Source organism: Micromonospora sp. NPDC050417, assembly GCF_044458865.1.
GTDB lineage: Bacteria > Actinomycetota > Actinomycetes > Mycobacteriales > Micromonosporaceae > Micromonospora_G.
The window spans coordinates 275,705-282,394 of the sequence record NZ_JBITIH010000006.1; the positions used below are offsets into that span (position 1 = coordinate 275,705).

The following is a 6,690-nucleotide window of genomic DNA, read 5'->3' on the forward strand; positions in this document are numbered from 1 at the left end:
CCCTCTCGGGCGGGCGTTGCTCGCCGCCGCCGGCGGTTGCCACACCCCCCGCGGACCGGCCGGTACGTGTTCGGGAAGCGGTGCCTTCATGGCCACGCAGGCAGCATTCAACGCCGATCCCTGGGTACGCCGCGAGATCGTCACCGTAGAGCTGGACTGGCTCGGGGACGAACTGTGCCGGCGTACCGGACGACCCCGCGCCGCGGCGGGGACCAAGGGCGACTACCTGCACCTCAGGGGTGCGCACCGGTCGCAGGAGTTCGTCGAGAACAGTCCACTGTGTACAAACCGTACCTACACCAGGCAGACCGGTCTGACCGCCGATCAACTGCGGCACATCGCCGGTTTCGACTTCACACCAGGCAACACCGAGAGCATGATCGCCCAGTCCAAGCGGCTGCTCACCGCGATGAAGGCCGGGCAGCTTGAGGAGGTCCGAGAGATCTACTGCAATGTCGACGGCGACAAGGTGGTGGATGGCTGGGACAACGTCCGCAACGTCGCGGCCACCTCGGACAGCTCACACCTCTGGCACTGGCACCTGAGCCTCGACCGGCGCCACTGCGCCAACCGCCAACTGATGGAGCGGATCCTCGGGATCGCGCTCGGCGAATCAACCACAACCGAGGAGGACACGGACATGATGACCCCGGCCCAGGACGGCGCGTTGTCGGTGGCCTGGCAGGCCAGCGACGCGTTGCTCGACATGCAGGAGACCACCGACGGCGGGACCCGTCAGATGAAGTTCGTCCGCGAGTTCAACCAACTCCGCCGTGACGTCACCGCCCTGCTGAAGCTGCAGGCCGCCGAGGCGGCGAAACCGACCCCGATCGACTACGACAAGCTGGCCGAGGCGCTGCTGCGGAAGGTGGCCGCCAGCTCGCGTTGATCCACCTCGCGAGTGGCGTACGACCGCGTCACGGACCGGCACCGTCGCCGGTGCGTGAGCCGCCGTACGTACGAGCAGTCGGGGCCCGCCGGATCCGGCCCCGCACGCCGCACGGTCCGTCGTGCATGACGGCGACGGTCCGTACGGCGTCCACCGGCGGGGGGGGGGGGGGGGGGCGCGCCCCCCCCCCCCCCCCCCCCCCCCCCCCCACCCCTCCCGTCCGAGCGGCAACATGGCGCTGACCTGCCGAAACGCGACAGATACGGGATCGGCGGAGGTCGGTCGACCGTGCTACCACTTGAAGCCAGGGGGCACATCATGAGTTTCACCGCCCACCACGCGGACCGGTACACAATGACCGGCCTCCCCGAATCCGACCACATCCTGACGGGCCGTCCTGGGCCTGTCGCCCGGAGGAGCTGACGATGCGTCCTGTGCTGATCATCTCGGGACGGCATCCGTTCGAGGTGACCCTGCTCGCAGCGGCGGTCATCTGCGGTGCGGGCCTACTGCTGAGTGACTCTCGACCCCGCTCGGTGACCGTCGCGATGCCGTTGGCCGTCCAAGCCACATGGGAGATCGGACTGATCGTGGGCGGGATGGTCGGACTGCTCGGCGTCAGTTGGCGCGGCCAGCTCTCCACCGGACTGGGCCTGGAACTCGGCGCCATCGTGCTCTTCGGCACCACGACCGGGATGTACGCCATCGCACTGCTCGCCATCAGCGGCCGGTCCGGCCTGGCGGCCGGCACCTTTGTCGCCGCGGTCTCGGCCGCCTCCCACTGGCGGGCGATGCAGATAGTCCGCGACCTCCGCCGACTGGCGCGGGTGGGCACCACCTGCACATTCGTCGACGTCCCCCTGCTCGTAGAGAGAGAATCGCCGTGATCACCGCAGTATCCGCCCCGGCCGGCCCTCCCTGGATCCAGATTCTGCTCTCCGTGGTGGGACTGCTCGGTGGCACCGGCGGGATCACCGCGATCGCCACCGTCGCGTTGCAACGACGCAAGTTCCGGGCTGACGCCGCCGACGTACTCACCGACACGGCTCTCACCCTGGTCGACCCACTCAAGACCCGGGTGGCGGAGTTGGAGGCGGAAACTCAGCGGGCCCGCCGTCAGGCCGCGGCGGCGAGTCGCGAGATCCGCGAGCTGCGCTCCGCCGTCCAGGAGATGTCCGATCTCATCCGCCGGTGGCAACGGGCGATCTTCGCCACCGACGCCACGATCGAGCGGCTCCGGGAGTACATCCTCGCCGGCGAGGCCGGTGGTGGTCCGGCTTCCCGGATTCCATGACCTCGGCCGCTGGCGACGGCCGGCGGCCTATCCACGCCGAAGCGGGAGCTTCATCCCCTCGTGGCTGGCCTGGAATCCCAGTCCGGCATAGAAGCGTTGTGCGGCCGTACGTCGCTTGTCGGTGGTCAACTGGACCAGACCGCAGCCCCGCTCCCGGGCCTGCTCCACCGCCCAACCGATCATCGACCGACCCAGGCCGGTACCGCGTCGGTCGCTGCGTACGCGTACTCCTTCGATTTCGGCACGCTCGGCGCCGCCGCGGGTGAGCGAGGGGATGAAGGTGAGCTGCAGGGTGCCGACCACCTCACCGTCCTGGTCGGCCACGACCAGCACGTTGCGCGGATCGGCGTCGATCGCCTCGAACGCGGCCCAGTAGGCGGCGTCCACCTCCTCGCCCACGATCTCCCGCCCGACGCCCAGGTCGTCGTCGGCGAGCAGCGCCACGATCGCCGGTACGTCGGAGCGGCCCGCGGCCCGGTAAACGATTCCCGTCACGTGCCCAGCCTGGCACGACGTCCCGGTGCCGGAACCACCGGCCGGGGCGGCTCGGGTTGACCCCCGGTAGCCGTGGTCACCGGCGCCGGCCACGGCAGCGGCCCGCGACGGTGACCGGTCAGCGGGCCGGGCAGCGCAGGCCGGTCGGCGGCACGGTGAGGTCGACCAGGTACGCGTCCACCGCCTCGGTGACACAGCGGGTCTGCGGGTACGCCGTGTGCCCCTCGCCCTCCCAGGTCAGCACCGTGCCGACACCGAGCATGTCGGCCAGTTTCGGCGTCTGCTCGTACGGGGTGGCCGGGTCGCCGGTGGTGCCGACGACCAGGATCGGCGGTGCCCCGGTCGCCGGACCGGTCGGGTAGGGGTCCCGCTGCCCCGGCCAGTACCGGCAGGTCAGCAGACCGGTGGCGAGCGCCGGCCCGAACAGCGGGTACTTCGCCCGCCACTGCGCCTGTAGCTCCCGGATCCGGGCCACGTCGGGCGTGCCCTCGTCGTCCGCGCAGTTGATGGTCAGGTTGGCGTCGAAGAGGTTCGAGTAGGTCCCGTCGGCGTCGCGTTCGGCGTACGAGTCGGCCAACGTGAACACCCCGGTCGGGTCACCGCCTTCGAGCCGGTCGATCGCCTTGGCCAGTTCCTCCCAGCCGGACTCGGTGTAGAGCGAGGAGATCACCGCGTACAGGACCCAGCCGCCGGTGGCGGTCCGGCCGTCACGTCCGCGTACCGGGGAGACGTCGGCCTTCGCCAGCGCGTCGGTCACCGCCTTGCGGGCGTCCGGTGCGATCGGACAGCGGGACGGGGTCTGGGCACACCACCGGGTGAAGTTGGTGAACGCCAGCTCGAACCCCTTGGCCTGGCTCTCCGAGTCGGCGACGCTGTCCTGCCGCGGGTCCACCGCGCCGTCGAGCACCAGTGCCCGTACGTTGCGCGGGAAGAGCTGCGCGTAGGTCGCGCCGAGCAGGGTGCCGTACGAGTAGCCCAGGTAGGTGAGCTTCTCGTCGCCCACCGCCGCGCGGATCGCGTCCATGTCCCGCGCCGCCTGCTCGGTGGAGAAGAGGCGCAGCTCGTCGCCGTACTTGTCCGCACACGCCTCGCCGATGCGCTGGTTGAGCGCGACCAGGCCGTCGAATCCGGCCTGGCTCTCCGGGTCCGGGTCGTAACCGAAGCTCGCGTCGAGGTTGGCGTCGGAGACGCACTCGACCGGGCTGGAGCGGGACACCCCGCGCGGGTCGAAGCCGACGATGTCGAACCGTTCGGTGACGTCGTCGGGCAGCCCGCCGAAGGCCGGGCCGAAGGAGAGGTAGACGGCGGTGTCCACGCCCGAGCCGCCAGGGCCGCCGGGGTTGATCAGCAGCGAGCCGATCCGGTCCCGTTGGCGGGTCGAGCGGGCCCGGATCAGGGCGAGGTCGAAGGTGGCGCTGTTGCTGGGGGTGGCGCTGGTGCCGGTTGCGGGGGCGGCGGTTGCCGGGGCGGCGGTGCCACCGGCGGCCAGCCAGTCCCGGGGTACGGCGACGGTGGCACAGTCGTACCGCATGTCGGGTGCGGTGCGGCCGACCAGCTCACGCGCCGTCTCCGGGCACGGTTTCCAGTCGGCGGCCGACCCGACCGGGCCGGCCGGGGCGCGGTCCGGTGCTCCGGCGTCGGTGCGCGGCGCGAAGACGGGCAGCGTGCAACCGGTCAGCGCCAGTGTGGCGGCGACACAGCCGGCGAGTACGCGCCAGCGTCGGGCGAGCGTGCGGGTCACCTACAGACCTCCCGATCCATCGGTCGCCAGGCTACGCGTCGCTCACACCCGCCCGGTCGTCGCAGCCGGGTCGCCACCGAGCACCTGGTCGACGTCGAAGCGGATCGGCCGTTCCAGTTGCCCGTAGCCGCAGGAGCGGGGTTCCCGGTCCGGCCGCCAGCGGGCGAACTGGGCGGTGTGCCGGAACCGGTCGCCCTCCATCGCGTCGTAGCCCACCTCGGCCACCAGTTCGGGGCGCAGCGGTTCCCACTCCAGGCTCTTGGTGCCGGTCCACCGGCTCGGTCCGCCGGGCAGTCGCTGGCCGCTGGCCGGGTCGCCGTGCACCCACGGGTGGCCCTCCGGGTCGCCCCGGAAGGGGGCCAGTTCCTCCAGCAGTTCCGCCCGTCGGGCGGCGGTGAACGAGGCGCAGACGCCGACGTGGTGCAGGACGCCCGCGTCGTCGTAGAGGCCGAGCAGGAGTGAGCCGACCACCGGCCCCGACTTGTGCCACCGGAACCCGGCCACCACCACGTCCGCCGTACGGGCGTGTTTGATTTTGAACATCAGCCGCTTGCCCGGCTCGTATCTGATGTCGGCCGGCTTGGCGATCAGGCCGTCCAGCCCGGCACCCTCGAAGATCTCGAACCAGCGTCCGGCCACCTCCGGGTCGGCGGTGCTCGGCGTGACGTGCACCGGCGGCTTGACCCCGGCCAGCGCCGCCTCCAGCCGGGAGCGGCGGTCCGCGTACGGCAGCTCGACCAGGGCCTCGTCGCCGAGCGCGAGCAGGTCGAAGGCGACCAGATCGGCCGGGGTCGTCTCGGCCAGCATCGCCACCCTGGAGGCGGCCGGGTGGATCCGCTGGCTGAGCAGCTCGAAGTCGAGCCGGGGAGCGCCCTGGGGCCCGTCGCGCCGGATCACGATCAGCTCCCCGTCGACGGCGCAGCGCACCGGCAACTGCCGTCGGGCCTGCTCGACCACCTCGGGGAAGTAGCGGGTCAGCGTCTTGCCGCCCCGGCTGGCGAGTTCGACCTCGTCGCCGTCACGGAAGACGATGCACCGGAACCCGTCCCACTTCGGCTCGTAACTCATGCCGGGGGTGGTGGGTATCCGTGGCACGCTCTTGGCCAGCATCGGCTCGACCGGCGGATTGATCGGCAGCTCCACCCGCCCAGTCAACCAGAACGAGCCCGTGACGGTGGCCCATCTCATCCGCCACACCGGCCCCGGCTGTCCCGTGGGTCCCGGCCGTTCGGCGTCTGCGCGGGTCAGAGCTATCTTCGCCGGATGCGGGGGTGGGTTTGCGCCTGTTGTGGGCGTTGGCAGGTGAGTATCGAGCGGATCTCGGGCCGGTACCTGTACCGGCTGGTCCGCTGCTACCCGGCCGAGGTCGGCGGGGGCCGGAACGTGCTGGGTGAGGTCGGCACGGTCGACGCGCTCGAACGGCTGCTGCGGGCCCGTACGCCGCTCACCCTGGCCGACCTCCGGGAGGCAGCCTGAATCGGTGCCGTAGGTCCGGCCCGTGCCGCTGTCCGCTGTTAGGCTTGCGATGATCTTGCTGGTCGCGCCGGTGGCTGGCGCGGGTGGCTGGCGCGGGTGGCGGAAGGGCGGCACGGTGGACGCATGGACGTACCCCGAGGTCGGTGCCACCTTGACCGGCGAACTGCCGCCGGGCTACCGACACCTGCGTTACCGCGTCCGGCTCGGTGCGGTGGACCTCGCAGCCGCTGGCGACGCGGTGCTTGACTGGCGCCTGCACCGCGCCGCCGGGATCCGGATCGATGCGTCCGCGCCCCGCGCGGCCGAAGGGGTCACCGTGGTCTCCGGGCTCGGCGTCGGCCGGCTGCGGCTACGTGCGCCCTGCCGGGTGGTCTGGGCGGTACGCGACGAGCACCGCGCCGGCTTCGGCTACGGCACCCTGTCCGGTCATCCCGCCCGGGGCGAGGAGGCGTTCCTGGTCGAGCGGGACGACCGGGGCGACGTCTGGTTCCGCGTCACCGCCTTCAGCCGCCCCGCCGGGTGGCTGATGGGCTCGGCCGGCCCGTTCGCCGTCGTGTTCCAGCAGCTCTACGCCCGGCACCTTGGCCGTACCCTGCGCCGCCTCACCGCTGCCGCCGCCCCGCCCCGTCCCACCCCGCCGGGCCGTTAGGAAGGGCCCCTTCCTCTACCGAATCCGATAACAAGGGGCCCTTCCTTACTCCTAGACGAGTAAGTCCTAACGACCCCGGGGTGTGGGCATAGGCGAAGGGTGTTGAAGATCCGTTTGTGACGACAGACCTCAACACCCTTCTGACC

Annotated in this window: 8 protein-coding genes; 5 read left to right on the plus strand and 3 right to left on the minus strand. The window is 71.4% G+C overall.

Annotated features, from left to right (window positions below):
• Positions 1-88: 88 nt before the first annotated feature.
• The 3 genes from ACIBF5_RS11180 (at position 89) to ACIBF5_RS11190 (ending at position 2,183) form a co-directional block, all read left to right on the plus strand.
• Positions 89-889, plus strand: coding sequence for a hypothetical protein (locus ACIBF5_RS11180; protein ID WP_396810405.1), 801 nt, complete (start codon positions 89-91; stop codon positions 887-889).
• A gap of 425 nt (positions 890-1,314) precedes the next feature.
• Positions 1,315-1,776: a hypothetical protein gene (locus ACIBF5_RS11185; RefSeq protein ID WP_396810407.1), complete on the plus strand. Its 462-nt coding sequence runs from the start codon at positions 1,315-1,317 to the stop codon at positions 1,774-1,776.
• Positions 1,773-2,183: a hypothetical protein gene (locus tag ACIBF5_RS11190; RefSeq protein ID WP_396810409.1), complete on the plus strand. Its 411-nt coding sequence runs from the start codon at positions 1,773-1,775 to the stop codon at positions 2,181-2,183. Before ACIBF5_RS11185 ends, ACIBF5_RS11190 begins: the two co-directional genes overlap by 4 nt.
• A gap of 27 nt (positions 2,184-2,210) precedes the next feature.
• Here ACIBF5_RS11190 and ACIBF5_RS11195 read toward each other — a convergent pair whose 3' ends face one another.
• The 3 genes from ACIBF5_RS11195 to ACIBF5_RS11205 form a co-directional block, all read right to left on the minus strand.
• Entirely contained in the window at positions 2,211-2,669 is a 459-nt protein-coding gene (locus tag ACIBF5_RS11195) for a GNAT family N-acetyltransferase (RefSeq protein WP_396810442.1), read from the minus strand.
• Positions 2,670-2,796: 127 nt separating this feature from the next.
• A complete protein-coding gene (locus ACIBF5_RS11200; RefSeq protein WP_396810411.1) occupies positions 2,797-4,419 on the minus strand; it encodes an alpha/beta hydrolase in 1,623 nt (540 codons plus the stop codon).
• Positions 4,420-4,461: 42 nt separating this feature from the next.
• Entirely contained in the window at positions 4,462-5,562 is a 1,101-nt protein-coding gene (locus ACIBF5_RS11205; RefSeq protein ID WP_396810444.1) for an ATP-dependent DNA ligase, read from the minus strand.
• Positions 5,563-5,682: 120 nt separating this feature from the next.
• Here ACIBF5_RS11205 and ACIBF5_RS11210 point away from each other — a divergent pair, with 120 nt between their 5' ends.
• On the plus strand, positions 5,683-5,895 hold the full coding sequence (locus tag ACIBF5_RS11210) for a hypothetical protein (protein WP_396810413.1): 213 nt from the start codon (positions 5,683-5,685) through the stop codon (positions 5,893-5,895).
• Between the two features lie 49 nt (positions 5,896-5,944).
• On the plus strand, positions 5,945-6,544 hold the full coding sequence (locus ACIBF5_RS11215; RefSeq protein WP_396810415.1) for a DUF1990 family protein: 600 nt from the start codon (positions 5,945-5,947) through the stop codon (positions 6,542-6,544).
• Positions 6,545-6,690 lie beyond the last annotated feature (146 nt).